This is a genomic window from Streptomyces sp. NPDC091271 (genome assembly GCF_044757505.1).
Classification (GTDB): Bacteria; Actinomycetota; Actinomycetes; order Streptomycetales; family Streptomycetaceae; genus Streptomyces.
In genome coordinates, this window is sequence record NZ_JBIVVD010000004.1 from 925,617 (window position 1) to 948,801 (window position 23,185).

A 23,185-nucleotide genomic window follows, 5' to 3' on the forward strand; every position below is an offset into this window, starting at 1 on the left:
TGGACACTCGTCAGACGGGTCCTAGGACGTCAGCTCGTCGGAGCGGCCGGCTTCGATGCGGGACCATTGGGCGATGGGGCGTCCGTTCGTACGCCAGACCTCGGGGTTCTCAGCGTCACCCCAGGGCTGGGGCCAGCCGTCGGGGGAGTGCTCCCACGTCTCCTGGCGTCCGTAGACGGTCATGTCCAGCAGTCCGTGGGTGGGGGCCATGATCTCGACGCCGCGGCCGCCGGTGTAGTACGTCTCGAACACCCGATCGCCATCGCGGACGTAGCACACGAGGTGGTGACGCTGCCAGTCACGACCCTCCAGCAGCTGCGCCGCCGTCTTCTCGACCGAGTACCACGGCATGTCCAAGCCCAGGAAGTTCCGGTAGCGGACACTGGCCTCGTACGGGCCCTTACAGAGCGTGGCGTATGTGACGTCGCGGGAATGGATGTAGGACAGCTCGCGGACCTGGCAGTTGAAGAACGTGCAGCCCTCACACTGCTCCGCGGCGGGTCGACTGGGCCACCAGGCGTGGAAGTACGCGATCAGCTGCCTGCGGCCCTCGAAGACGTCGAGGATCGTGACCGGCCCCTCGGGACCGATCACCTCGATGGTGGCGTCGACCTCCACCATCGGCAGCCGCCGCCGCGCCGCCGCGATCGCGTCCCCTTCGCGGGTGTGCGCCTTCTCCCGTGCCAAGAGTGCGTCCCGCGCCTCCTGCCAGGTCTTTCTGTCCACCACGGGCGGGAGGGCCGGGCTGGATCCGTGGTCGTTCATGATCGCCTCCATGCGTTCGTTGCAGTTTTGCCCACCGCGTGACCACCGTGCGCGGTGGGATGAGCTTTGGGCGGGCTACCTGCGGTTCTACAACGAACTGCACCGCAAGATCACAGAGCTCACCTGGCGGCGGCTGATGGATCTCGTGGACCAGTCTCATGGGCTAGTGGCGGTAGTTGGCGAACGCGCGATTAAGCTTCGTGCACTACCACGTGCATCTGACCACGTGGTCAGCGAACGAGAAGTGATGTCATGCGGCATCGTCCGGCAGCTCGCTGCCAACTTGTCGCGCAACGGCGGCGCGGGCATTTCTCGTGAACATTCCCGAGTGAGTTGATGACCACCTGTCTCATGAACCCATCAACAAGCGCTGCTCCCAGAGGGCTCTGGCACACATTCCGTGAGGACGATCAACGGCGACAGCGCTGAAGTTCGTCACCATCCGCAGGCCATGCTGTTCAATCAGCCCAGCCCTCGGTGTTCGAGCATGACTCGAAGGAGTAACGCGTGTCGCGGTTCCACTCTGTGCACACCCATTCCACCAGAACCGCCCTGAAGTGCGGAAAGAGCACCGCCATGAGGTCATCACACCGCGCCACGGTCCCAGGTGACGAGACGTCACCCTGGCAGAACGCCGTTGATCGTCCTCACGGAATGTGTGCCAGAACCTCCCAGAGATGAACGAAGCCACCTCCGGTATCGCCCGCCCACCGCAACCCTGTTCCTTTTGACCGGAATGCATTGCCACCCGATGGTGGTGGGGCGGCAGTGGGCGTGTCGATATACGGAACGGGCAGGGTGGCGGTCCTCGCATCAGAGGGCCGGGACGGCTCCCGGCCTGGCGGGCTTCCTCTCGAGGGCGGACCTCAGGCGGCGGAGCGCCCGCTATCAGCTGGGGAGCGCCAGTTCGCCTGACTCACGAAGCGTCTTCTTGTCGACCTTCCCGATGCGTGTCATGGGCAGCGAAGGCAGCAGCACCGTCTCCTGCGGCCTGTAGAGCGGACCGAGTTCCGCGACGACCGCGTCGGCCACGGCGTCAGCATCGATGCCCTCGGCAGGCGCAAGGAAGACCTTCACTCTCTCCCCGGTGGCCTCGTCCGGTACGCCGACGGCCGCAGCGTGGTGCACGCCCGGCAGTGTCTGCAGGAAGTCTTCCAGCACCCGGGTGTAGACGTTGTCGCTGGCCGGGCCGGTCACGATGATGTCCTTCGCCCGGTCCACCAGGTACAGAAAGCCGCCCTCGTCCAGGTATCCGATGTCGCCGGTGCGCAGCCACCCGGCCGCGTCTAGCGCCTGTGCGGAATGCTCCGGGTCCTGCCAGTAGCCCAGCATCGCCGCCGGACTGTGCACGCAGACCTCGCCCGCCTCTCCCTGGGGCAGCGATGCGCCGTCCTGACCGCGGATCTCGAGCTGCGTGCCGGGCAGGGGACGCCCGCAGCTACGCCACAGCGGAGACGTGAGGTCGTTGGGCGAGGGCAGGTCCGTCGGCGGCATGGAGGTGATACCCATGCACTCGGTCTGCCCGTAGCCCTGGGCGATAACCGGGCCGAACGTCTCGACCGCCTGCCGCAGACGGTCCGGCGCGATCGGCGCCGCGCCGATGTTGATCTGCCGCAACGCGGGCAGGGCGTCGGGCTTGCAACCCGGATGGTCCAGCAGTTGGTACAGCATCGGGGGCACCACGGCCGTGATGGTGATCTCTTCCTCGCGCAGCGCAGTGAACGCGGCGTCAGCCTCCCACTGCGGCAGCACTACCAGCACCGAGCCCCTGAGGAGTGCGTAGAGCATGGCCAGGTGACCGCTGCTGTGGGTCAGGAGAGTCACGGCAAGGACCCGGTCCCCGCCGGGCGGCTGCAGCGCGCGGGCCGCTTCGGCGCCCGCCGCCATCACGTCGTAGGCCAGCCGCCCATGTGCGGCCAGCTTCGGCCGGCCCAGGGTGCCGCCGGTGTAGAGCACGGTGACGACGTCGCTCATACCGGGCTCAGGGGCCGCCTCGGGCCGCCGCTGTGGGCACCGCACCGCGAGCGCCGACAAGTTCGCGCCGACGAAGGCAGCAGGTCCTGTCTCGCCCAGGCTCAGCAGTACCGGGGCACTGGTGCAGCGTCCGACAGCGTCGAGGGCCTGTTGCCCGAAGGCCGGGTCGACCACGACGACCCGGGCCCCCGACTGGTCGATGAGCGCGGCGAGCTCACCAGGGCCGGGCTCCGGCGGCAGCATGACCACCCGGCATCCGATCAGATGCACCGCCAGCACCAGCAGCGCCGACTCCGCCCGGTTCCCTAGAAACAGCCCCACACTGTCGCCCGGAGCAAGCCTCTGCCGACGCAGCGCATGCCCGAGCTGGAAGAGCTGGCACCGGGCCTGCCCACGCGTGAGCCGCACCGAGCCGCAGACAACGGCTTCTGTCTCCTCGTCCTGCTCCCAATGGGAGACGATTCGCTCGACGTACATACCCGGGGACACTGTGACACTAGGAATCATCCGAATAGGCGACCACGAGCCGCGTCATCATTTTCCCGGAATCCGTGCCGCACCACCCGCTTGGAGGAAGCCCTCATATGGCTGAAGGATGCGCGGGACTGAGCAGGTGCCCGGCGACGGAGTCACCGCGTCGGCTTCACGACGTGTCCAGATAGGGGGTCTGTTGCCTCTCCGGGCAGGTATGCGTTCTGCTGGTTTCCTCGCAGGACACGACAAGGCGGTCGCGTCACCTGGCACAAAAGATCGAAGGCTGGCATGTTCGCCCCTTCGTCCTACGTGTCCGCCTCGCCGGCCGCTGCCCTTGTTCGCAGGCCAGATGAATCTTCCTGGTCCAGCCACCGCGGGAACGGCCCAGGCCGTGATCGTCGGGTTCGGGCCGGTGGCCGCCCGGCGGTTCCTTCTGGGCTTGGCCGTCCCCGCCGGGCGCCGGCCGCTTGCTGATGGGCCCGGCAGAACGTGGAGGCGACGTTCACCTCTCAGGTGATCAAACCGGCGGCGTCCGCCCCATCCTGCAGCCCGGTCAGCACTGACGACCGGACGTCATCGCGCTGCCAGCGGCGGAAGAGCCCCTGGACCGTCTGCCACGGCCCGTTATGCGGTCGGCAGATCCCGCCACGGGGCCCTGGTCAACTGAAAGATCCCCTCGCCCCACACCGCGATCATCCCGGCAGGAGGCGAGGCGCGAAGCCCAGTTCCAAGACACGCGTCAGGCGGACGGGGTCTCGGTTCTGGCGGGGGTCGCCGGGACCTCGCCTTCGTCCAGGGCGACGTCCTTCGTCTCTTTGCCGATGAGGAGGGCGGTCAGGGTGAGGACGGCCATCACGGAGAGGTAGACGCCGACCAGCCACGGGGAGCCATCGCCGGCCTCCCAGAGGGCGACCGCGACGAACGGGGCGACGGCCGCGCCGAGAATGGAACTGACGTTGTAGGCGATGCCGGAGCCGGTGTAGCGGACGCTGGTCGGGAAGAGCTCCGGGAGCATCGCGCCCATCGGGCCGAACGTCGTGCCCATCAGGGTGAAGCCGAGGACCAGCCAGAGGACAACGCCGAGCGTGCCGAGGTTGATCAGCGGCACCCAGACCAGGCCGAAGACGATGATGCCGGCGGTGACCCAGGCAAGGGTCTTGCGGCGGCCGTACTTGTCCGCGAGCGGGCCGGAGATCAGGGTGAACGCGGCGAAGAACAGCACACCGAAGATCATCATCAGGACGAACGTGGTGTAGCTGTAACCGAGGCCTGGTACGTCCGCGTCCTCGGCGGTGCGGCCGTAGCTCAGCGAGAACGTCGTCATCAGATAGAAGAGGACGTATGTCGCCAGCATTGCGAAGCTGCCGAGGACCAGCTGCTTCCAGTGGTGGCGGAAGACGGTGGCCAGCGGCAGCTTGCGGACCTTGCCGGTCTCCTGCGTCTTCGCGAAGACCTGCGACTCGACCAGGCGCATGCGTACCCACAGACCGATCGCGACCATGACAGCCGAGAACAGGAACGGGATCCGCCAGCCCCAGCTCTGGAAGGCGTCGGAGGGCTGCGAGGGGTCGGCGCCCGCCGCGGAGGGCAGCAGCGCGCCGATGATCAGGAAGAGGCCATTGCCGATGATGAACCCGAGCGGGGCGCCCAGCTGCGGGAATGTGCCCCACAGCGCGCGCTTTCCGGCGGGTGCGTTCTCGGTGGCGACCAGGGCCGCGCCGCTCCACTCACCGCCGAGCGCGAAGCCCTGGGCGAGCCGCATCAGCACCAGCAGTGCCGTGGCGACCCACCCGGCTTGCGCGTACGTCGGCAGAACGCCGATCAGGAAGGTGGCGATGCCCATCGTGAGCAGCGAGGCCACCAGGGTGCCCTTGCGGCCGAGGCGGTCGCCGAGGTGGCCGAAGACGATCGCGCCGATCGGGCGGGCGACCATCGCCGCGCCGAAGACCGCGAAGGAGGAGAGCAGGGCTGTGGTCGCGTCGCTGCTCGGGAAGAAGAGTTTCGGGAAGACCAGGACCGCGGCGGTTGCGTAGACGTAGAAGTCGTAGAACTCGATCGTCGTGCCGATGAGGCTGGCGATCAGGACGCGGGACCGTGAGTTGGCGGGCGCGGCCTCGGCCGGGGACTGCGACGGGGCCTGGGCGGGCCCGGTAGTGGGAGCGTACATCTCTGGGACTTTCCCACGAGGGCGGAGTGCGGCCGTCGACGTGAAGGGCCGACGGTCCCGCACAGCGGCGCAGGTCCCCCTCGTGGCAAGGCCGCGCGACCGGTGCGGGCACCGGAACGATCTCATGCATCTCACGGACCGGTTAGGTGTCGTCCAGAATATGGGATACCGGAATCATTCGCGGGGCGGCCCGGCCCGCCCGCCGCGCCCGGGCCGCCCCTTTGCCGGGCGCCGGGCTGGGAGGCCCCGGCGCGCGCAGGCGTGGACGCGCTCACACCTCGGCCGCCTCCACGCGGACCGCCAGGTCAAGAAGGTGACGGTCGCTTCCGCGCGGGCCCACCAGACAAAGGCCCACCGGGGCGGTGCGGCTGCGGACGGGGATGCTGACAGCGCAGCGGCCCGTGATGCCGGCGAGGCAGGTGAGCTGGAAGGTCTGGGCCCTGGCCTGCTCGATGACAGGGCCGCCGAGTGCGGCCTCCTCACGGGTGGGGGCCACCGAGGACGCGGACGGCACGAGGAGTACCCGGTCGCCGAGCAGGTCGTCGACGCGGGCGCGCGCCTCGCGCAGGACCCGCTCGGCTGTGGCGAGATCGTCCGAGGTGTACTTCGACGCGGTCTCGAACCGGGACCTGACATCCGGGTTGAGGGACTCCCAGTGCCGCGAGACCCACGGCCCCCACTGGCGCCAGGCCTCCACGCCCTGCTTGGTCTGGAAGGCGCGCACCCAGCCGGGCAGCACGCCGGCGTCGAACCGTACGCCCCGGACACGAGGCAGTCCGGCTGCGCGCCAGCCGGCCACCGCCCGGCGCACCGAGGCGGCGACCTCCGGCGAGGCCACGTCGATGATCTCCTGCGCGAGCACGGCACCCGACGGAGCCGGGCGGTCGCCGCGGGGCAGCAGAACGCGCCCCGCGGCGCGCAGTGCCCTGGCGTCACGGGTGATCCAGCCGACCGTGTCGAACGACTGCGCGAGCGGCAGCAACCCGCTGGTGGACACCGCGCCATGGCTCGGGCGGATTCCGTAAAGGCCTTGGTAGGAGGAGGGGATGCGGATCGAGCCTCCGGTGTCGGTGCCGAGACCGATGTCGGCCTGGCCCAGCGCGACGGCGCTGGCAGGACCGGAGGTCGAGCCGCCCGAAATACGCTCCGTGGCCGCCGGGTTGGGCGGCGTACCGTAGTGGCCGTTCGTGCCCGCCAGGCTGTACGCGAACTCATCGGTACGGGCAACCCCGGCAACGGCGGCGCCCGCCGCGAGCAACGCCGCAACCGCCGAAGCGGTAGTGGTCTCCCGGCGGCTCCCGGCCAGCCAGGCGGGGTTGCCCGCGCCCACCCGATGCCCCTCGACGGCGAACAGGTCCTTGACGGCCACGGTCAGTCCGGCCAGCGGACCGAATCCCGTCGCAGGCACCAGTGGGTCGCCGAACTCTCTCCACACCGTGGGATCGGGGTCCCCTGACGTACGGGCCTCCGGTGCCGGCTCCCTGCCGGCTCGGGTCGCGGCGAACGCCGGCGCTCCTGCGGAAGAGACCAATGCTCCTGCCCCTGCTGCCGCCGTGAGTCCCAGAAAAGACCGCCGGTCCGTCCACATCTGCCGCACCCCTCATCTCATCTCGGAAGCCGGTGATGGACGTTAGGCGGGGTGTGTATCGGTGCTGTTTCACAGTCGTGGGCGATAAGTAAATGGCTGGGCGGGACAGGCAAGGTGATCTGCCTGATCGGCCAGACCGGTATACGACACCCGGCCTGCGGCCATGACGAACCCCCCTCGGGCTATGGGATGCAGCCGGAAAGCAACGGCTGCCACGGCATCACACGGCTCGGCTTCCGACGGCGTGGCGCAGCCCCGCCTCGGTGATCTCCTGTCAGCGAAAAGGGAGGTGGGGGCAGGGTCGCCGTTGAAGGAGGGGAGGTAGCTCTCCGAGGGGCGAGAGCGCAGCGTGCAGGAGTTCCGTCACGGGCCGGCTCGCGGTGTGTGTCACGGTAGGGGCGGCACCATCGGCCAGACGTGCTGCGGGGGTATGGAGAGCCAGTTCGGGGTCCTCGGCCTTGTCCTCAAGGGCATTGTGGTCTGGATGACGAAGTGCGTTTGCGCTGCTGTCGATCAGTTCCGCGTTGAAGGTCACGAGATCCGAGGAGGTCGCCTGTCCGTCCCCGCTCAGGCACCGCGATCCGACCCTGTTCGGCTGCTGCGGTTTCACTGCCTCGGCCCTGGCTTCGGCGGTCTGCGGCCGTTGTGTGTTCCGCATTGCGCCGGAGCGGACGAGGACGGCGACGGCAGCGTGGACTGAAGTCCAGGCTTCCGGAGGTCGGCGGCCCGGCTTGCGGTTCAGTGGCCTGGGGGGATCGGGTGGTCCCTGCGAGCTGGCCTGTCTCCCCTGCGGACCGGACCGGTGAGGTGCCCTCAGCGGGTTCGGGTGTGTAGGTGCGGTACGAGAGAGCGCCGCCGGGATTGATCATGGTCTTGGGCGGCGGGTGTTGTGTGGTCGCGTCGCGGTGGTCACCCGATAAAGGCGGTGCGGAGAATGTCGGGTGCTCGGGGCCGGTGCCGCCGCACGATGGGGGCATGGATGACACGACGTTGGTATCCCGTTTTCTCCGTGACGGCTTCGTGAAGTTGGAGGGTGCTGTCGCGCCGCGTGTGGCCGTGGACTGTGCGCGGCTGTTGTGGCGGGAGACGGGCTGCGACCCGGACGACCCGTCGACGTGGACGCAGCCCGTGCACTGGGTGCCCGGCATGGGGCAGGGGCCGTTCGCCGCCGCGCCCAACTCCCCGTCACTGCACCGCGCGTACGACCTGCTCGTCGGTGTGGGGCGCTGGGAGCCGCGCTACTCGCTGGGGACGTTTCCGCTGCGTTTCCCGCACGAGGAGGAGCCGGACGACGCGGGCTGGCACATCGAGGGGAGTTATCTGCCGGAGGGTGAGAGCTGGTACTTCACGAATCTGTACTCCCGGGGCCGGGCGCTGCTGATGCTGTTCCTGTTCAGCGAGGTCGGGGAGGAGGACGCCCCGACCCGGATCCGGGTCGGCTCACACCTCGATGTGCCGAAGGTGCTGGAGAAGTACGGGGAGGACGGGGCGAGCGGGCTGGACCTCGCCCCCGATCTGGCGGCGGCGTCCGACCACCGGCCACTCGCCGTTGCCACCGGGTCTCCGGGCGACGTCTTCCTGTGTCATCCGTTCCTGGTGCACGCGGCGCAACCGCACCATGGGGTGCGGCCGCGCTTCATGGCCCAGCCGCCGCTGATGCCGGCCGCACCGTACGAGCTGGAGCGGGCCGACGGCGCGTACTCACCCGTGGAGATCGCGATCCGCCGGGGCCTGGGGCAGCACACCCCCGGTCCGGACGGGGACGGCGCCGACCGCAGTGCAGGGTAGATGCGGTTGCCGACCACCGCCGGCGAGAAGGAAGAGAGAGTGAAGGACGGGGGTGGTGGAGTGGCTGAACCAGGCCGCGGAGCACATCGAGGGCCGTCTCGAGCAGGACCTCGACTTGCAGAATCCGGCACGCATCGCAGCCACCACGGCGTGATGACCTCCGCGGCCGCTCTTGAGGGCACGGTCACGCCGGCCGTCCCGGCCGATACCTCCTCCGGTCCGGCACCGCAGGTCATCCAGGAACTATGGCGGGACGTGTTCACCGAGTGGTTCCCGTCGAACCCGCATCGCGCCTGCACCGGCCCTCAGTTCCTGCGCACCCGCCTGTCGCCGGAGAAGACCGAGGGCGACGCCGAACTGTGGCTGGCGGTGGAGCCGGAGGGCTCCTGGGCACAGCGGCAATCCCCGGGCAGGCGTGTGCGAGCCATGAGGACCCGCCCTACGGGATCCCGCAGGCCGACAACGCGCTGGGCACCCGCGGCGCCCGCATGGCGCTGGACAACCCGGCCCGCCGCGTGGAGGGGACGGCGGGGCGGCGTTCTCACCTCGCAGCGGAAGCGGCACCACCGGCCCCCCGGCGACGTGCGACACCCCTCAGCAGCCGCTCCCGCTGCGTCTTGTCCGTGGCTGCCGCCACCGCCGTGAGGGCGAGGGCCGTCGCTCCGTCGAGGACCGCGCGGTCGGCACCTGGCGAGGCGCCGTACGACGCGAACTCGGCCGTGTGCTGGGTGGCGCCCGCGGTGTCGTAACCGATGGTCGGGTGGATCGTGGGAAGCAGGCGCGAGACGTTGCCCATGTCGGTGGACGCGGTGCTCTCGCCATGGCGGGCCTGGGGCGTGCGGCCCAGGGAACGTGCCGCTTCGGCGTAGGCCTCGGTGAGGTACGGGTCCTGGCGCAGGTCCGCGAAGTCCCGTCCGTGTGCGGCTAGTTCGAGCTCGGCGCCGGTGGCGAGGGCGCCGGCCTCGAAGCAGGCGCCGACGCGTCGCTGTACGGCCTTGAGCTGCTCGACCGTGGGCGCCCGTACCTCGTAGCGGGCGCGGGTGAGGTCCGGGATGACGTTGGGCGCGCTGCCGCCGTCGGTGACGATGCCGTGCACCACGGAACCGGGCGGCAACTGCTGGCGGAGCAGGCCGATCGCGGACTGCGCCACCGTCAGCGCGTCGAGCGCGTTGACGCCCTCCCACGGCGCGAGGGCCGCGTGCGCGGGACGGCCCCGATACGTGATGTCCCATGCGCCGATCGCCAGCGAGGAGGAGCCGACGCTGTCGTCGGGGGCGGCGTGCGCCATCAGCGCCGCGGCGACGTCACCGAAGACCCCCGCCTCGATGAGCAGCACCTTGCCGCCGGTGTCCTCCTCGGCCGGGGTGCCGATCAGGCGTACCGTGACGCCGAGCCGGTCGGCGACGGCCGCGAGACCGAGCGCCGCGCCGACCGCGGCGGCGCCGTTCACGTTATGACCGCAGGCGTGCCCGATGTCGGGTAGTGCGTCGTACTCGGCGCAGAACGCGATCACCAGCTCGCCCGAGCCGTAAGACGCGTCGAGGGCGGTCGGCAGTGTGTCCAGGGGGCGCGTCACGGTGAAGCCCGCGGTGTCGAGGAGTGCGGAGATCTTCGCCGCCGACCGGTGTTCCTGGAGTGCGGTCTCGGGCTCGGCGTGCAGGCTGTGACTCAGCTCGATCAGAGGGGCGCGCCAGTGTTGCACCGTGTTCTTCACGGTTTGCGTCGCCGTGCTCATAAGCGGCGTCGTGTCTGTCATGCGAGGTCATCCTCCGAGGTGACGCGGACCGCACGTGCGGCAGACGGGGAAACGGGCGTCGCGTGGCCGTACGCCAGTGCCAGAGCGCTGCCGAGCAGCGCGACCCCGGCGCACGCACCCCAGCTCCAGACGAAGCCGGACACCGCGATGTGACCGCCCGCGTCGCCGTGCCGGTGCGCCGCGAACAGACCGCCGATCACGGCGGCGCCGATCGCCGCTCCGAGCGACAGCGCCAGCTCGTTCAGGCCCACGGCGAGGGCGATCTGCCGCCGGGGTACGACCTCGGCCGACAGTGTCCGCGTGATCGACTCGAACAGACCTGTGGCCAGGCCGACGACCAGCGCCGATACGACGTACTGGGGGAGCGTGTCGTGGAAGAGGATCATGCCGAGGAAGCCCAGTCCGATCAGGCCCCCGCCGGTCGCGAGGACCGTCCGGTCACCGAACCGCCGGGCCAGGCGCGGGGTCGCGGTGGACCCGGCGAAACCTGCCACCACCATGCAGAGCGAAACCGTCGCGATGGCCTGCGGCCCCAGGCCCATGCCGTAGCCGACCCGGTCGCGATCGGCACCCAGGAAAAGGGCGTTGGCCCCGAGGAACCCGATCGTGCCGAAGGCCGCGCAGAACGTGTGCGCGCTGACCACCGCGAGCCGCCGGTCACGCAGCATCCGTACGCTCACCAGCGGATGCGCCGCCCGCCGCTCGACCGTCACCCAGGCAACGAGGACCACGACGGCCAGCGCCCCGGTCCCCAGGGAGCGCGCCGACGTCCAGCCCCACGCACCGCCCTGTGCGAGCACCAGGACCAGCGCCACGAGGCCGACGGTCAACAGGGCCGCGGCCCCGAAGTGGAAGTGCCCGCCGAACTTCCTGTCGCTGTCCGGAAGCACCGCACCGGCGATCACGGCGAGCACCGCCACCGGCACCGCAGCCCACAGCCCCGCCTCCGCGTGGCCCTCGCTCAGCACCCCCGCCACCAGGCCGCCGACGCCGATGGAGATCAGGAGCGCACCGACCAGGAGCGAGATGCCGCTGCGGCCCCGCTCCGGAGCGCGCGAGTGCAGAATCCCCGCGAGCAGCGGGAAGAAGCCGACGACCGCGCCCTGCAGCACCATGCCCACCGTGAGCGTCACCACCGACGGCCGCACGGCCATCAGCAGCGAACCTGTCACCACCATCCCGAGCGCCACGCGCAGCAGACGACGGTGCCCGTACAGGTCGCCCAGGCGCGAAAGGAGCGGGGTCAGCACCGCGAAGGCGCACTGCGACAACAGATAGAGGTTGTTCTGCCCCACCCCATCGATGCCGAGCCGCCCGCCCAACTCCGGCAGCAGGGGAGTGAGATAGCCCTGGACGACGCCGCTCAGCACGATGACGACCGCCATCGCGCCCAGCATGCCGCGCCCGTCGGCGAACAGTGCGCCGCGCGCCGCTGTGCTCTGCGCTGATCTTTCTGTGACCACAGGGGCCTTCCCTTCTGGTGGCCGGATTCCGAAGTGCTCGCTACTGTGCGGGCAACAGCCGGAACTGGGCCGGTTTTCGGCAGAAACAGGCGTGGGGCGGGCACCGAATGCGAGAAACAGTTACCGCGAGCGAACTGGACCTGGCGCTCGTCAACGCGCTCCAGCTGCGGCCCCGAGCGTCCTGGACCGAACTGGCCCCTGCCCTCGGCGTCACCGCGAGCACCCTCGCCCGGCGATGGGACCGCCTGCAGGAAGAGGGCCTGGCCTGGGTCTACGCGGCGCCTGGCCGGGAGTTCTCCCGCACCCGCTGCAGCGCGTTCGTCCTGGTGCGCTGCGCCCCGGGAAGCCGGTCCCGGATCGCTGAGCGGCTCTGCGCCTTCGAGGAGGCCGCCACCATCGAGCACACCGGGCCGGGCAGTGCCGATCTGCTCCTCGACGTCCTGACCCCCGGCCTGCCCGCTCTCAAGCGTTTCCTCATCACGCGGCTCGAACCTCTGCCCGGCCTCGTCTCCGTCGAGTGCCTCTTGGCCACCTCCCTGTCCGTCGAAGGCAGTCGGTGGCGGCTCCGCTCGCTCGCCCCGACCCAGCTCACGGCCCTCGGTCCACCCGGCGCAGGCACGGCCGAGCGGCTGTCCGGGGTCGAACTCGACGTAGTCGACCGGGCGTTGCTCGACGCGTTGGTCCGCGACGGCCGTCTGCCTCTGGCCGCGCTCGCTGACCACGCGGCCGCCAGCCCCGCGACCGTGCGCCGCAGGCTCCGCCGCCTCGCCGACTCAGGGGTTCTCACCCTGCGCTGCGACATGGCGTCCGCCCTCGCCGGGAGCCCCGTCCCCGTCTCACTGCTCGGACGGGCGCCCGCCCGGGACACGGCGACGATCCACCGCACCCTGGCCGCACTGCCCGAATGCCGGCTCGTCGCCTCCGTCACCGGCAGCGCCAACGTCTTCGCAACCTTGTGGGTCCACGACCTCGGCGACATCCAGCGCCGCGAGACCGCGCTGTGCGCACGGCTGCCGACATTGACGGTCACCGATCGGATCGTGGGCCTGGGCACCGTCAAGCGGATGGGGCACCTGCTGGACGAGGACGGCCGGCGTATCGGGGTGCGCCCGATTCGCCCGTGGTGACCGGCTGCGTCGTCCCGGAGGCCGGCCTGTGTGCGGCGCCGGTGGCAGCGTCGACGGGTGCGTCATGTGAAGGGGGCGGCGTCATGACGGGCAGCGGCACGTACGAGCTGCGCGCCCACCACCCCTGTGCCCCCGCGACACGTCACTGCTCAAGGGGAGGCTGGTCGCCGGTGGCGCCGACCTCCAGGGCGGCGTAGTCGGGGTGGCCCAGGTGGTGGTGGACGTAGATCTGATCCGCCCACGGCGGGTCGAGGGGCGGGAAGGCACGCAGCCCAAGGACCCGGCCGATCGGCCGGCCCGGGTGGGTGGCGTTGAAGTCAGCGATCGTGGCGGCCTCGCCGATCTGCTAAATGGTTCCCGGCAGATCGGCGAGGTAGCAGGTGACCCGGGGCAGCGGGTCCTCCGGAACCGTCAGGGGTGGTCTCGGTCGAGGAGCAGTAGTCCAAGGCGAGACTGTTCAAAGCCAACGGGGTGCCCGCGCAGGAGATCTGCGCGGGAGTGCAGATACTTTGGCAGGTTTCGGCGAAATCGCCGATCACCAGCTCGGCCGCTCCAGGCCGGCTACCTGCGCCATCCCGCACCGTGGAAACGCCCATCGCTCGGCAGCCGCAGGGAGGGGGCGGAGGCCCGCCGGCGTGGCGCGCTGCCCCATCCGTGTGCATGGTGCGATTAGGGGACGAGGAGGAAGGACGGCTTGTGGACGGCGCCGCCGTCACGGTTGGTGGTGACGACCAAGAGGGTGTCGGTCGCGTCCCGCACTCGGAGGCTGCGCGGGAGTGGACGAAGATCTCTCCGGCCGGGCACGCGTCCCAGGTCGGGGCGGCCACCTGCGTCAGCTCGGTGGGTTCAGCCGGGAGGCCTCCAACTGGACACAGAAGCGGCCGGCGGATTCGAGAGTGCTGCCTTGATGCCCTTGGCCCGTTCCACGCTCCCGTCGGCGTCGACCAGGCCGGACGCCTGAGCGTGAAGCTGCGGCGCAAGAGAGATGCGCGCTCATGTGCAGCCTCGATTGGGCACAGGCGCGGGGTGGGTGCGCGTTCGATCTTCCTGGAGCGGCTTCAGCCCGTCCACGACGACGGTGAGCATGCGGTCGAGTTGGGCGCGCTGCCCGGTCGCGCCGGCCACGGAGAGCACGCCGGCAAGGATGCCGCCGACGTCGACCGGGTCGATGTCGCTACGCAGTTCTCCTGCTTCGGCGCCGGTCTGCAGCACCATCCCCAGGATTTGCTGGATCTCGTCGCAGACGGGCCCGGTGCCGAAGCGTCCGGAAGCGCTCATGGCGACCAGGGCTTCGCAGATGCCGCGTCGTTCACCCGCCCACTCGGCGAAGCGGCGCATCCAGGCGTGGAGAGCCTGTGCGGGCTGCTCGGAGGCCAGAAGGTCCGGGCGTCGTCGCGCAGAGGGCGGATCTGGTCGCGGTAGACCTCTTCGACCAGGTCCTCTCGGGTGGGGAAGTGCCGGTAGAGGGTGCCGCTTCCCACGCCCGCGCGTTTGGCGATCGAGTCCAGCGAGATTGCCTTTCCGGAGGCGAAGGCCTCAGCGGCCGTGGCGATGAGGTGCTCGCGGTTGCGCTGGGCATCGGCGCGCAGGGTGTTGCGTGGAGGTGTCATGGCCTTCGCGATCGGGAGTGTCGGGTCGAAGTACGGGGTGATTCGGGGAGGTCTCCGGTTAAGTGTGCGGTGGGTGCAAACGGAGACCTCCCCGCTTACTGGTGTGCCCAACCCTGCCCACCCGACGAAAGGCCCGCCATGCCCGCAGCACTCATCACCGGCGGCACGACCGGAATCGGCAGAGCGAACGCCGCACTACTGCACGCCCGTGGCCACCGGGGCGCCGTCACCGGACAGAGCGCCGAGCCCCTCGCGCGAGCACGACGTGAGCTTTCCGACGACATGATCGTCGTCCGATCCGACGTACGCGTTCCCCCGAAACCGAGGCTCTCATGGCAAGGGTGTCCGAACGTTTCGGGTCTCTCGACCTGCTGTTCCGCAACAACGCCCGGGTTTCTGCCCCGCACCGGTCGCGCCGGCGTGGCGGAGAAGTCGTTCGACGAGCACGTCGACGTCAACTTCAAGGGGCGGCACACCCTCCAGAAGGCCCGACCGCAGACGAACGACGGCGGTCCGATCATCCTCACCGTGGACAGCGCATCCCGCAGGGGCAGCCCTGGCGCCACGGTGGGGGCAGGGCTGCGCGGTGCCGTGCTGGCGATGCTGCCCTCGCTCGCGCTCGAACTGGCTCCGCGCAGGATCCGCGTCAACACCGTGAGCAACGGCGCGACCGAGACCCCGCTGTTCGACAAGCTGGGGGAACCCCAGAACGGCCGCGACGCCATACGCACGAAGATTCCGTTCGAGCGCTCCGGGTCCAGCCAGGAGGCCGCGGAAGCCGTCGCCTTCCCCGCCTCGGACATCACCGGCTACGCCACCGGCCAGGACTTCGCCGTGGCCGGCGGCTACGAGCCCGGCGCCTGAACACAGGCACGCCGACCACCGGTCCGCGCGCCTCGAACCTCAGAAACCCACCACTACAGGAGATCACCATGCCACTCACTCTCGACACCTACCGGCAACTGGGACGTTCCGGCCTGCGGGTCTCGCCGCTCGCGCTCGGGGCGGCCACCTTCGGCAACGAATGGGGCTGGGGTGCGGAGAAGGACGAGGCGCGGAGGTTGTTCGACCTCTACGTCGAGCGCGGCGGGAACTTCATCGACACGGCGGTCACCTACACCAACGGCACGTCGGAGCGCATGCTCGGTGAGTTCGCCCGGGACAGGCGAGACAGCTTGGTCCTGGCCACCAAGTACACGACCCTGCGCCGGCCTGACGACCCCAACTCCGGTGGCGCGAGCCGAAAGAGTCTCTTCGGGTCGGTCGAAACCAGTCTGCGACAGTTGAACACCGATTACATCGACCTGCTCTACCTGCACGTATGGGATCCCACCACACCCGTGGAGGAGATACTTCGCGGTCTGGACGACCTGGTCCGGCAGGGCAAAGTCCTCTACGTGGCCATCTCCAACACCCCAGCCTGGCAGATCTCCCGCATGCAGACGATGGCCGACCTGCGCGGCTGGCCGCCGCTGGTGGCACTGCAGCTGGAGTACAACCTCGTGGAGCGCACCGGCGAGCGTGACCTCATCCCGATGGCACAGGAGCTGGGGCTGGGAACAGTTCTGTGGTCACCGCTGGCGGGAGGGGTACTCACCGGCAAGTACAGCCGCCAGGACCTGACCACGACGCCGTCCGCCCAGAGCGAGAGCGCCCGCAAGAGTTTCAACATGGCCCTCGGCGGAGTGACCGAACGCAACCTCGCCATCGTGGATGTGGTCAAGAAGGTCGCTGACGAGGTAGGCCGCACGCCGGCCCAGGTGGGGCTCGCCTGGACCCTGCACAACCCAGGGGTGACGGCGTCGGTCGTAGGGGCTCGAACCGCCGAGCAACTGCGGGAGAACCTAGGAGCTCTGGAAGTCGACCTCACTCCGTCCCAGATGGCGCGTCTGGACGAGGTCAGCGCGATCGACCTCGGATTCCCCCACGCCATGCTCGCGAGCGATCACATCCGCCTCCAGACCCGCGGCGACCTGAAGATCCAAGCCCGTCGCTGACGATCGAGCGAAGCGCCAGAAAGCGGCGAAACTGCTGCCACTGGCCGGCTCCGTCCCTTGGGTGCCGACCAGACCCTCGCGAGACCAGCTTCTTGCCACCGACTTGGCGGCCGACGACAGTAAGGCTGCCGAATGAGTGTCAGTCCGGAAGCAGGCCTCCGGGGTCAAGCGGCGGGAGCAGCCTCCAGGGTGGGGTAGAGCCGCAGGATGGTATCGGCGCCGATGATCTGAGACAGCCGGCCTACGGCGGGGGGAGGGGCTGCGGACCTGGGGAACGAAACGGTTCAACTACCCCGTCGTCGGCCCCCTCAACAGCACCTACGAATTCGTCGACACGGTTGCGGAACAGCTGCGGCCCTGGGCGTCACCGTCTATCCGCTGCGCGCCGACCTCGGCACCTGCGACGGTGTCGAAGAGCTCTGGAAGCAGGTCCAGGAGATCGGGCGCCCCCTGGACATCACCGTCCTCGACGCCGGAAGGAGCATCGGCGGCGCCTTCGCGACCGATACCGACCTCGACGACGAGCTCAAGCTCATCGCGCTCAACATCAATGCCGTCGTGCTCCTCGCCAAGCGCGTCGTCCCCGGCATGCTGGCGCGTGGCCAAGGCCGCATTCTGATCACCTCGTCGATCTCCGCCACCCCCCTGCCCGGAGCCACCGACAGCGACTTCCACCCACGGGCCGGCATGGGCGACACCTCCATCGGCAAGGAACAGAAGAAGCCGGTTCCTGCCCGAACCTCTCAAAGCCCGCCGTCAGGGAGCCAACGCCAAGCCCTGACGGCCGCCCCTGCCCGTGGCTGGTTTCGTGATTTCGCCGCCGTTCGGCACCTCGACAGCGAGCGGAGCAGGGTCGCGGGGACTGCCGAGTCGAACCGGTCCAAGAGCTACAAGGACCCCGCCGTGTGGCTTCCGCGGCTGCGGCCGCGCAGTGCACGTACGCCTCGGACTGGGTCGCTACCAAGCTCCGCTGGAAGCTCACCGTCGACACGAAGGAACAGGCCGTGCTGGAGAAGCCGGCCGGCGACTGCCCGGACACCGGTCGTGGCCTACGAAGTCGCCCCCGTGGCAGTGTCACCTGGGTGACGGGGGCTGTGATGGCCGTGAGCTCTCGGTGCGTACGCTCGCTGACCTTGCCGCTCAGCCGGGTATGCAGCTCGCCGGCTACCTCAACGTCTCATGTAGGCATCGAGGGACTCCTGGAAAGACGCATCACCGTCTCAGTCTGGCGGCCCGGGGCTCAACGACCGGTCAGCCCTCGGATGGGATGGCGGGCCCACCCCTGCTGGCGACGCGAAAGTGGCTCATTCCATTGCCTGGGAAGTGGCCCACGCGGTGACAGCGGATGGCGCATACGGTCGAGATCATGATGCGTCGAGTGCCACGTCGTTCCTATCGGGCATATGTCTGCTTGCTCGCCGTTACTTTGCTCTTCAGAGGATGATCTCTATGCAAGCTATCACCGTCCGTAACCGTGATGCCGGTGCCAGCGGCCTCACTCTGACGGAACTGCCTTATCCTCACGCTGCTGAGAACGACGTCATTGTGCGTGTGCATGCAGCTGGCTTCACTCGCGGGGAACTCGCCTGGCCCGGGACGTGGACCGACCGAGGCGGGCGTGACCGGACGCCGAGCGTGCCTGGGCACGAGTTGTCGGGGGTGGTCGCCGAGCTGGGGTACGGCACGACCGGCCTCACGGTCGGCCAGCGGGTTTTCGGCCTTGCCGACTGGACCCGTGACGGATCGCTGGCCGAGTACACCGCGGTGGAGGCCCGCAACCTTGCCCCGCTTCCGGCGGACGTCGACTACACCGTGGCCGCCGCGCTGCCCATCTCGGGCCTGACCGCGTGGCAGGCGCTGTTCGGCCACGGGCGGCTCACGGCGGGGCAGACGGTCCTGATCCACGGCTCCGCAGGCAGTGTCGGGTCTACCGCGGTCCAACTCGCACGCGATGTGGGAGCGCGGGTGATCGCCACCGGCCGGCCCGCCGATCGGGACACCGCTCTCGGCTTGGGCGCCGACGCATTCGTGGACCTGCAGGCGGACCGGCTGGAGGAAACCGGAGAGGTCGACGTCGTGTTCGACGTCATCGGTGGTGAGATTCTCGACCGTTCGGCCGCACTGGTACGCGCCGGCGGCACTCTCGTCACCGTTGCCGAACCCCCAAGGGTCAAGCCCCAGGACGGGCGGGCCGTCTTCTTCGTCGTCGAAGCCGACCGGGACAGGCTCGCCGATGTCGTGCAGCGGGTGAGGGACGGAAGGCTTCAGCCGATGGTCGGGGAGGTATGTTCGCTCGCCGAGGCGCCCGCGGCCTTCGCGCCCGGCCGCGGCAGGCACGGTAAAACGATCATCCGCATCGCGCCGGACAGCGCTACAGAGACAGGCCGACCGTGATCCGCACGTCGCTCGACGCTCTCCCCATGCCCGGCAGCATGACGTCGGCCGCCGCCCTGGAGGTGGCGACCGCCTACCATTGCCCCGCGCTGCTCAACCATTCACTGCGTGCCTACGTGTGGGCGGCCGCGCGCGGCGTGGCAGAAGGCATTGCCTTCGACGAGGAACTCCTTTACGTTGCTGCGCTGTTCCACGACATCGGGTTGGTGCCGGCCTTCGACAGCCACACCGTTGCGTTCGAGGAGGCCGGTGGCCACGTCGCCCAGGTCTTCGCAGCGGGCGCCGGATGGCCTGCCGAGCGCCGCGCGCGCGTCTCGGACGTGATCGTCCGCCATATGTGGCCGTGGGTGGAGGCCTCCGCTGACCCCGAGGGAAACTTGCTGGCCCGCGCCACCGCGACCGAAGTCATCGGAAAGGACGCGGAGGACTACTCCGTCGGCTTCCGGGCCGAGGTCCTGGAACGCTACCCCAGGCTGGACCTCACCGAGCAGTTTCTGACGTGCTTCCAGGCCCAGGCAGCTCGCAAACCCGGCAGTTCCGCTGCCGGTGCGGTGCGATCGGGACTCGCCGACAGAATGGCCTCCAACCCGCTCGACTCCACTGCCTAGAAGGAGGACAGGAGCTGTCTGCGACTTATGAGCTCGTAACACGATCTTGGCGATGTGGGCTGGTTGGGCGTTACCGGTGTGACGATTCGGCCGTTCGTGACGGTGTGGGTACTCGACCGTGGATCGTGGACGATGAGGTGTGGGCGTTGATCGAGCCGTTGTTGCCGCCGTGGCCGGAGCGGTCGCCGGGGCCTCGGCCGGTGCCGGAGCGTCTCTGTCTGCAGGGCATTCTGTTCGTCCTCTACAACGACATAGCTTGGCAACTCCTGCCGTTGGAGCTGAGCTTCGGTTCGGGGCAGACGTGCTGGCGGCGGCTGGACCGGTGGCAGAAGGCAGGAGCCTGCGTCCGGCTGCACCGGGTCCTGCTTGCCGAGCCGAACGCGGCCGGCGAGCTCGACTGGTCGCGGGCCTGCGTGGATGCTTCTCACATCCGCGCGAAAAGGGGGGCGCCGACACCGGTCCGTCGCCGGTCGACCGGCGGAAGACAGACAGCAAGCACCATCTGATCTGCGACGGACGCGGCACCCCACTGAAGGTCATCACGACGGCGGCCAACGTCAACGACGTCACCCAGACCCTCGCCCTGGTCGACGGCATCCCGCCCGTCGCAGGACGCCCCGGCCGCCCCTGGCGCCGACCTGAATCCGTGCTCGGTGACAAGGGCTACGACTCCAACGCCCACCGCGACGCACTGCGGAACCGGCGAATCCTGCCTGTCATCTCCCGCAAGGGATCACCGAACATCAAGGGCATCGGCAAGCTCCGCTACGTCGTCGAGCAGACCTTCGCCCTGCTCCACCAGTTCAAGCGGCTCGCCGTGCGCTGGGAACGCCGCACCGAACTCCACAACGCCTTCGTCTCTCTCGCCTGCAGCCTGATCTGCTTCAGACGCCTCAAGCAGTGCCGATCATGAGCGGTGGTACCAGTTCAAGAAGTGCTCGACACGCGCGCGTACGGAGTCAGCCACGCAATGCGATGAAGAGCTGGTACCCGGTGACTCCAAGCCCGCCGCAGGCCATACCGAGGCCCACGACTGCTATCAGCGCCATCATGACCTGGCCGTACAGGGACTGGCGGGCGGAGGCGCGGCTGGGGTTGCGCGGGTCGTAACTGAGTTCCAGTTGCTGCCCGCCGGCCGACTCCCGGTAGAAGTGCAGCCCGCCCTCCTGGTCCGCATACCGGTACACCTTGGTTTTGTCAGTGTAGTGGTCGAATTGGGCCATCACCGTGATGCCGTGCTTGGGGAGGCGCAGCGCGTCGTACAGGCCTCGTCCCAGCGTCAGAGCCATGAATGCCCCCGCGCACGCGAAGAGCTGAAAGAACGGCAGCGCGATCGCCCACGCCGGCTCACGGAGCACCGCCACTGCCACATCGATCACCGCGAAGACCGCGATCACGGCGACAACGAGCACGCGCTTCGAGGGCCTTCGGGGGTATCCAGCAGGCATTTCGGTGATCAGATCTTCGCCGTCGACGCGCGGTCCTTCGGCCGCTCTCTCGGGCAGGCGGGCCTGCAGGGCGGCGCACAACGCGGTCACGGCAGCGGCGCTGGCATCGTGAACCGCGTACACAGCAGGAGGGCGGTCGGCCTCTGCAGTCGTCAGCACGACCTCGAACGAGCGGTCGAAGCTGCGGGCCGCTTCGATGGCGTCCAGCGGAATTCGTGTCACGCGCCCGTCCTGTTCCCACTGCACGTAGTCGAGTCCGTCCCCGAAGCGGGCGGTGGCACTGCTGCCGCGCAGCACGAGGGATGGGAGGGCAGGGGGCGTCGTCATGTGCATATGACGGTTGAGATCAACAAACGGTTGCCCACCGTCGTGGCAGGCGCACGCCGCAACCTCAGGGCAGAAGACGGCCACACTCAGCGCTGGGGCATCCTGGCCCCTGGCACCACCGGGCCACGGCGATGATCCAGAGGCAAAGTCGCGCACCCACGGAGCCGTCCTGGCCAGCTTCGATTACCGCCCTCAGCCCGCGCGTGCTCTCCTAGCGCCGACTCTGCCCCACCCGACCAGAACACTTGGACAAGATCTTGTTACGAGCTCTAAGAATCAACGGCACTCCCACAGCCAAGGCCGCCTCTACTGCCGCCAGAGTCAAGAATCCCCGGGTGGTGCCTGCGGACAGCGTGATCCCCAAAGCAACCGCAGCACCAACGGAGAACCCCAGCGACGGTCGCCAGTCGTCTGTGCGGATCATCGTCCAGCACAGCGGCGGGAATGAAAGAGACGCGATGACGAGGACCCAGACATACCAGCCGTGGCCGTCCGGCACCCCACACCCCCAACGTTGGCCGTCGGCACGCCACTCGCACCCGCCCTCGACAAGCCCGGTCCCACTCCAGCCGAGCGCGGCAGCGAAGCACAACCCGTAGAGGGCTCCCCACCCCTTGCTGTTCATGCCCGGATCCTACGGGGGCATCTTGGCCGACCTTTTCTGCGGTCTCACCCGGCAGCAGTTCCACGTCCCAGAGGCCAACCGCAGCAGTACTGCCGCCGCCAGCCACTCATTTGCGACTGAGTGCGGGTCCGCCAACCGAAGCGTCCATTCCGACAACGGGCGAGATCACGATCTACGGCTGGAGTATTAGGCGCGGACGAGCAGTTCGAATGGCTGGGCAGTTCGTGTGCCGGGGGTGGGAGGATTGCGGCGTGACTATCACCCTGCATGACGTTGACGGTGGGCACTCGCTGACGCTTGCTGCTGGGCGACCTGGCCGCTGATGTTGCAGTGGTTGCTGTCGGACACGAGCCGAAGGCCAGTATCCCGGCAACTTCCACTGGAGTTTCGGGCCACCAACTTCGGCCGTGTGCGACCAGCCGGACCCGACCGCCCTACGGCCATTGCCGCTATGAGGACTCGCGACTGTCAGGGTGGGGAATTGCGTGACCGTCAATAGGCTGACCGGTCAGGTCGGGATTCTCCAGTCCGGCGGTGTAGCGCATGGCTCCGGCCCTGGTGAGTCCGAGGAGGTCGCAAATTCGACGTACGTCGCCGCCGGTGGCGTGGATTTCCTGGAGAATGCGGTCTTCTCTGAGCTTGTTCCGCTTTGACGGACACCATTGGTGTGGTGGTCAGGCTGCGCATGCGGTCTCGTACCCGGCGGGGCTGAGGTAGCCGAGGCTGCTGTGCAATCGGTGCAAGTTGTACCAGCCCTCGATGAAATCGAAGAGCGCGGTGCGGGCGGCAGCCCGGCTGGGCCAGGCGGAGGTGCCGGCCAGCTCCTCACGCTCACTGCTGGTCAGCCCGTTGTGCTCGCCCGCGTCGACCTCAGCCTGCTTCACCCGGTCCCGCACCGCGGTCTCGGTGAGCTCGAAGTCTTCGGCGACCTGCCCGACCGAACGGTCGCCTCGTCTGCACAGCCCGACGATCTCGGCCTTGAATTCCGGCGTGAACGAACGACGAGGGCGGCGAGGCTTCTTCTTCCCCATGCTCTCCATGATGGACATCTTCGGGGCTGAACCCCAGATCTCG

18 protein-coding genes and 2 pseudogenes are annotated in these 23,185 nt (G+C 69.0%); 9 read left to right on the plus strand and 11 right to left on the minus strand.

Annotated elements, in window-relative coordinates:
• Nucleotides 1-21: 21 nt before the first annotated feature.
• Nucleotides 22-765: a DUF899 family protein gene (locus ACIQM3_RS20760; protein ID WP_401626298.1), complete on the minus strand. Its 744-nt coding sequence runs from the start codon at nt 763-765 to the stop codon at nt 22-24.
• Between the two features lie 10 nt (nt 766-775).
• On the opposite strand from ACIQM3_RS20760, the gene ACIQM3_RS20765 reads away from it, so the two are divergent.
• Nucleotides 776-1,102, plus strand: coding sequence for a hypothetical protein (locus ACIQM3_RS20765; protein WP_401626301.1), 327 nt, complete (start codon nt 776-778; stop codon nt 1,100-1,102).
• Nucleotides 1,103-1,653: 551 nt separating this feature from the next.
• On the opposite strand, the gene ACIQM3_RS20770 is transcribed toward ACIQM3_RS20765, so the two are convergent.
• The 3 genes from ACIQM3_RS20770 to ACIQM3_RS20780 form a co-directional block, all read right to left on the minus strand.
• Nucleotides 1,654-3,216, minus strand: a complete 1,563-nt coding sequence (locus ACIQM3_RS20770) for a class I adenylate-forming enzyme family protein (protein WP_401626304.1) — start codon at nt 3,214-3,216, stop codon at nt 1,654-1,656.
• Nucleotides 3,217-3,952: 736 nt separating this feature from the next.
• Nucleotides 3,953-5,380: an MFS transporter gene (locus ACIQM3_RS20775; protein WP_401626306.1), complete on the minus strand. Its 1,428-nt coding sequence runs from the start codon at nt 5,378-5,380 to the stop codon at nt 3,953-3,955.
• 271 nt (nt 5,381-5,651) lie between these two features.
• The gene (locus tag ACIQM3_RS20780) at nt 5,652-6,788 is read right to left on the minus strand and encodes an amidase family protein (RefSeq protein WP_401626309.1); all 1,137 of its coding nucleotides are present in this window, start codon (nt 6,786-6,788) and stop codon (nt 5,652-5,654) included.
• Nucleotides 6,789-7,943: 1,155 nt separating this feature from the next.
• Here ACIQM3_RS20780 and ACIQM3_RS20785 point away from each other — a divergent pair.
• Nucleotides 7,944-8,756, plus strand: a complete 813-nt coding sequence (locus ACIQM3_RS20785) for a phytanoyl-CoA dioxygenase family protein (RefSeq protein WP_401626312.1) — start codon at nt 7,944-7,946, stop codon at nt 8,754-8,756.
• 541 nt (nt 8,757-9,297) lie between these two features.
• Here ACIQM3_RS20785 and ACIQM3_RS20790 read toward each other — a convergent pair.
• Both ACIQM3_RS20790 and ACIQM3_RS20795 read right to left on the minus strand, forming a co-directional pair.
• Nucleotides 9,298-10,512 carry an amidohydrolase gene (locus tag ACIQM3_RS20790; RefSeq protein WP_401626315.1) on the minus strand — a complete coding sequence of 405 codons (1,215 nt, stop codon included), beginning with the start codon at nt 10,510-10,512 and terminating at the stop codon, nt 9,298-9,300.
• Nucleotides 10,509-11,975 (minus strand): MFS transporter, encoded by a 1,467-nt coding sequence (locus tag ACIQM3_RS20795; protein WP_401626318.1) that lies wholly within the window; start codon nt 11,973-11,975, stop codon nt 10,509-10,511. The genes ACIQM3_RS20790 and ACIQM3_RS20795 overlap by 4 nt, the downstream gene beginning before the upstream one ends.
• A 107-nt stretch (nt 11,976-12,082) precedes the next feature.
• Here ACIQM3_RS20795 and ACIQM3_RS20800 point away from each other — a divergent pair, with 107 nt between their 5' ends.
• Nucleotides 12,083-13,102, plus strand: coding sequence for an Lrp/AsnC family transcriptional regulator (locus ACIQM3_RS20800; protein ID WP_401626321.1), 1,020 nt, complete (start codon nt 12,083-12,085; stop codon nt 13,100-13,102).
• A 993-nt stretch (nt 13,103-14,095) separates the two neighbouring features.
• Here the strand turns inward: ACIQM3_RS20800 and ACIQM3_RS20805 are convergent.
• Together ACIQM3_RS20805 and ACIQM3_RS20810 are read right to left on the minus strand one after the other, a co-directional pair.
• Nucleotides 14,096-14,440, minus strand: a complete 345-nt coding sequence (locus ACIQM3_RS20805) for a hypothetical protein (RefSeq protein ID WP_401626324.1) — start codon at nt 14,438-14,440, stop codon at nt 14,096-14,098.
• Nucleotides 14,377-14,712 carry a TetR/AcrR family transcriptional regulator gene (locus ACIQM3_RS20810; protein ID WP_401626326.1) on the minus strand — a complete coding sequence of 112 codons (336 nt, stop codon included), beginning with the start codon at nt 14,710-14,712 and terminating at the stop codon, nt 14,377-14,379. The genes ACIQM3_RS20805 and ACIQM3_RS20810 overlap by 64 nt, the downstream gene beginning before the upstream one ends.
• 138 nt (nt 14,713-14,850) lie before the next feature.
• Here ACIQM3_RS20810 and ACIQM3_RS20815 point away from each other — a divergent pair, with 138 nt between their 5' ends.
• From ACIQM3_RS20815 to ACIQM3_RS20840, 6 genes are all read left to right on the plus strand, one after another.
• On the plus strand, nt 14,851-15,576 hold the full coding sequence (locus ACIQM3_RS20815) for an SDR family NAD(P)-dependent oxidoreductase (protein ID WP_401626329.1): 726 nt from the start codon (nt 14,851-14,853) through the stop codon (nt 15,574-15,576).
• Between the two features lie 68 nt (nt 15,577-15,644).
• Complete coding sequence (locus tag ACIQM3_RS20820) at nt 15,645-16,709, plus strand: aldo/keto reductase (protein WP_401626331.1); 1,065 nt, start codon at nt 15,645-15,647, stop codon at nt 16,707-16,709.
• 378 nt (nt 16,710-17,087) lie between these two features.
• Nucleotides 17,088-17,795: an SDR family NAD(P)-dependent oxidoreductase gene (locus ACIQM3_RS20825; protein WP_401626502.1), complete on the plus strand. Its 708-nt coding sequence runs from the start codon at nt 17,088-17,090 to the stop codon at nt 17,793-17,795.
• A 363-nt stretch (nt 17,796-18,158) separates the two neighbouring features.
• On the plus strand, nt 18,159-19,103 hold the full coding sequence (locus ACIQM3_RS20830; RefSeq protein WP_401626333.1) for an NADP-dependent oxidoreductase: 945 nt from the start codon (nt 18,159-18,161) through the stop codon (nt 19,101-19,103).
• Nucleotides 19,104-19,129: 26 nt separating this feature from the next.
• The gene (locus ACIQM3_RS20835) at nt 19,130-19,711 is read left to right on the plus strand and encodes an HD domain-containing protein (protein WP_401626336.1); all 582 of its coding nucleotides are present in this window, start codon (nt 19,130-19,132) and stop codon (nt 19,709-19,711) included.
• 104 nt (nt 19,712-19,815) lie between these two features.
• Nucleotides 19,816-20,624 (plus strand): IS5 family transposase gene (locus ACIQM3_RS20840; protein ID WP_401626338.1). Its coding sequence is split into 2 segments (ribosomal slippage): nt 19,816-20,148 and nt 20,151-20,624, totalling 807 coding nucleotides; the frame shifts between segments, so codons are not numbered across the junction.
• A 46-nt stretch (nt 20,625-20,670) separates the two neighbouring features.
• On the opposite strand, the gene ACIQM3_RS20845 is transcribed toward ACIQM3_RS20840, so the two are convergent.
• From ACIQM3_RS20845 to ACIQM3_RS20855, 3 genes and pseudogenes are all read right to left on the minus strand, one after another.
• Complete coding sequence (locus tag ACIQM3_RS20845) at nt 20,671-21,486, minus strand: DUF3592 domain-containing protein (RefSeq protein ID WP_401626341.1); 816 nt, start codon at nt 21,484-21,486, stop codon at nt 20,671-20,673.
• A gap of 1,299 nt (nt 21,487-22,785) precedes the next feature.
• A pseudogene (locus ACIQM3_RS20850) lies at nt 22,786-22,914 on the minus strand (IS3 family transposase); the annotation flags it as partial.
• A gap of 84 nt (nt 22,915-22,998) precedes the next feature.
• A pseudogene (locus tag ACIQM3_RS20855) lies at nt 22,999-23,160 on the minus strand (transposase); the annotation flags it as partial.
• Nucleotides 23,161-23,185 lie beyond the last annotated feature (25 nt).